The organism is Chitinophaga sp., assembly GCF_036566945.1.
In the GTDB taxonomy this organism is placed as follows: Bacteria; Bacteroidota; Bacteroidia; order Chitinophagales; family Chitinophagaceae; genus Chitinophaga.
In genome coordinates this window covers 1-2,985 of sequence record NZ_DATCVJ010000451.1, presented here as the reverse complement: position 1 = coordinate 2,985, position 2,985 = coordinate 1, and the positions used below count along the sequence as shown (strand labels likewise).

Annotated in this window: 2 protein-coding genes; both read right to left on the bottom strand. The window is 51.6% G+C overall.

Translation table 11 applies throughout. The annotated features are described in order from the left end of the window. Positions 1-1,360: flavin-dependent monooxygenase QhpG (gene qhpG, locus VIP81_RS13810; protein WP_331961508.1), on the bottom strand; the 1,360-nt coding region annotated here is incomplete at its 3' end. Between the two features lie 141 nt (positions 1,361-1,501). After that, positions 1,502-2,887 carry a radical SAM/SPASM domain-containing protein gene (locus VIP81_RS13805; RefSeq protein ID WP_331961505.1) on the bottom strand — a complete coding sequence of 462 codons (1,386 nt, stop codon included), beginning with the start codon at positions 2,885-2,887 and terminating at the stop codon, positions 1,502-1,504. Positions 2,888-2,985 lie beyond the last annotated feature (98 nt).

The window sequence follows — 2,985 nt, the reverse complement described above, 5'->3', positions numbered from 1 at the left end:
CGAATGTAGGCGTATGCGCCACCATTTTCAGCAGCGGGTAAATTTCTATTTGTTCCAGGTAGGCCATTTCTCTTTGCAGGTTGGGATGCCGGATCGCCGTTTTTACTTCCAGGTGGTCATCTACCACACAGGAGGCGGGTACATAACTGGTGGCTGGTGATACCCGCATGTTACCGTTCCACAGTTGCCGCAGGGCGTCGGCTATATCTATTGTTTTTTCGGGAGAATCCGGTGCTGCGGTGTTTTGCTGTCGCAGGGCGTTGCCCAGTTTTTCCGTAAAGGGTGTTTGTATATATTTTTCCGGGAGATAGATACTGCCGTGTTCTTTCCAGAAAGCGTGCGTAGGGCCGGGCCAGGCTTGCCCGTAATATTGCCTGGTCCATTGCGTATGATTGGCAACGGATTCTATGAGGTGGTTTTCATAAAACTGTTGCGCCAGCGAAGCGTCCCCACCTTTTAAAATGGTGTTGAGGGCAATGACTGCCTGTAAAGAAAAGCGCATGGCTTTTTCTACGCCGGTAGAAGAGAGAGGATCAATGGCAAATGCTGCTTCGCCCAGTTGCAGCCAGTGTTGCTGCCAGGGTTGGGTATGCGCATACACCGCTACTGCACAGGATTGTGAGGGATGCATTTCCCGGTCTTGCCGGAACAAATGCGATTGTTGCAGCAAACTGTTATAAACAGCGTGTGGGCGTTGCCGTTTGATGGAGTCAGGCGTTGTAAACGTAATGATGCGGAACCGGCCATCGTGCAGGGGCGCACCCCAGATCCAGCCATTTTCAACGGCTTCCACACAGGTGTGGGCAGGCATGCGGCTGGCGGGCAGATAGGCCCAGATGCCTACCATAGGCGGCGCCGTAAGCAGTCGTTGCGGCTGTTGTATACCCCGCTTACCGCGGGCATCCAGTACAAACTGCGCCTGCAAAGTCAGCACCCCCTTCAATAGCCGGATGTTTACCTGCCAGTTTTTCCCATTATGTTCACTGCTTTCATATTTTGCGGGTTGAAACAATTGAAGGCCACGTGTTACCGCGAGGTCCAGCAAACCTTTATCCAGCAAGCCTCTGTCTACCATGGCTCCGTGCCCCCGCAGCTGCGGTGTCAGCAACTGCGGTTTTTTTGATTCCCATATTACCTGTGCCGGTAGCTGGTGCTGGCAATGTGATTCCTGCAGCAAATGTGCCGCACCCAGGTAATCAAAAATATGGTGGATGCCTGGAGAAAGGGATTCGCCAATCTGTGGCCGGGGAAAGACTTCACTTTCCGCCATGGCCACCCGATAGCCCAATGAGAGCAGGCGCAGCGCAGCGCATGTTCCTGCCGGGCCTGCGCCAATGATCAGTATGTCGTATGATTCCATGTATTTTTCTGCCGTATAGTAAATGGTATGTTTTAATGTAATGACGGAAATGTCGTATAGTACTCGTCGTTATATAATGTCGTGTAGCGATACTCGTTAGTCTGCCGGTACTACTGATGTCGTATAGTGCTTGACGTTAGTCTACCGGTACCATTCGGGCGCCAGTCTGCTTAACCGCTCATGCGCCTGCATGGTATAATGCAGCCAGCCACGGATATAATCGCAGGCATGGCGGCCTTTTTCCAGTACTTCATGATGACAACCACCTCCGCATAAGTATTTCGCCCAGCAGCTGTTGCAGGGTTCCTGCTGATGCACGTGCCGGGATGACAACCAGTTATTTTGCAGCGTAGCATCTACGCCGTCGTAGATGTTGCCCATTTTGCCAGCGGGTTCATTTACGAACCGGTGACAGGCAAACATGTCGCCATCCGCAGAAACGCCCATGTATCCTGCTCCTGCGCCGCAAGGGTAGGGGCGGTGCGTGCCTTTGGCAATTTCCTTTAAGGCATTTACCATATTGAGAAAAGGAAAGCGTTTGCCCTGCATTACATGTTGTTCAAACAGCAATCCGCAGGCAATCATGCCTTCCAGCATCACTTCCAGATCGGCTTTGGTCATTTCATCGCGGCCGTTGGCGGCGCGCAGCAAAGGAGAAAAGCCTATGCTGTGAAATCCCATGTTCACAAATTCCAGCAGCGTATTGCCCAGGTCTTTTTGGGTAGGCGTTACCGTTACCCTCGCAGATACCTGCATGCGCTGCTGTTTGCTGAGCAGTGGTTGTATTTTTTCGATGATTTGTTGATAGGTGCCGGCGCCATTTTTCATGGGGCGTTGCTGATCATGCTGCTCGCCGATGCCATCCAGACTTACCGTCACAGCAAAACCATGTTCTTCAAAGAAATCAGCATCCGATGGTTTTAATAAAGTACCGTTGGTGGTGAGCGAGTAGTTGACGGTTACATTTTTTTGTACCCCCTGTTCTGCTGCGTATACAGTGGCTGCCTGCAGCGACTTCCGGTTGATCAGCGGTTCGCCTCCGAGGAAGGTGAGTTGTACTTTGCCTCCTGCCGGCACATCTCTCAACAACAGGTCGATGGATGCTTTGGCCGTATCCAGCTGCATATTTTTCGCCGGCCCGCCAAAGTCGCCCTGATCCGCGTAGCAGTAGGTGCAGCCCATATTGCATTTCTGGGCAATGGCCAGGGAGAGCGCATATACGGGTGGGCTTTTCAGGGGGATATCGTCAATGAGCGGGGCAGTGTGCAGTCCCATGTTGACTAACGTTTCCTGAATAGCTGTTTCGTTTTGTTGTGCAATTAACTGTTGAAAATGTTGAGCTGTGTCGGGAGAAATTTTATGCAGGCGGCTGCCATTGCTCACAAACAATTGCGTAGGTCCGGTACCCTGAACAATATGTATTTGAGAAGAGCCAGGCATTGACTGCCTGGCTATCTGTGATGCCAGCTCTGTGGCGATCGTGGTGAGTGAATGTCTGGTTATATTTGAGGGAGAAGACGCGGACATTATTGTTCGTTTTTGCTTTTATCGGTGATAACCTTTTCTCTATCTGTTTTGCTCCAGGGGAATGTGTCGCTGCCACCATTACCGGCGGCGTGGTTATT

Excerpts from the sequence above, each read along its gene's own strand:
- VIP81_RS13805 (WP_331961505.1), bottom strand. The coding sequence starts at position 2,887 with ATGTCCGCGTCTTCTCCCTCAAATATAACCAGACATTCACTCACCACG.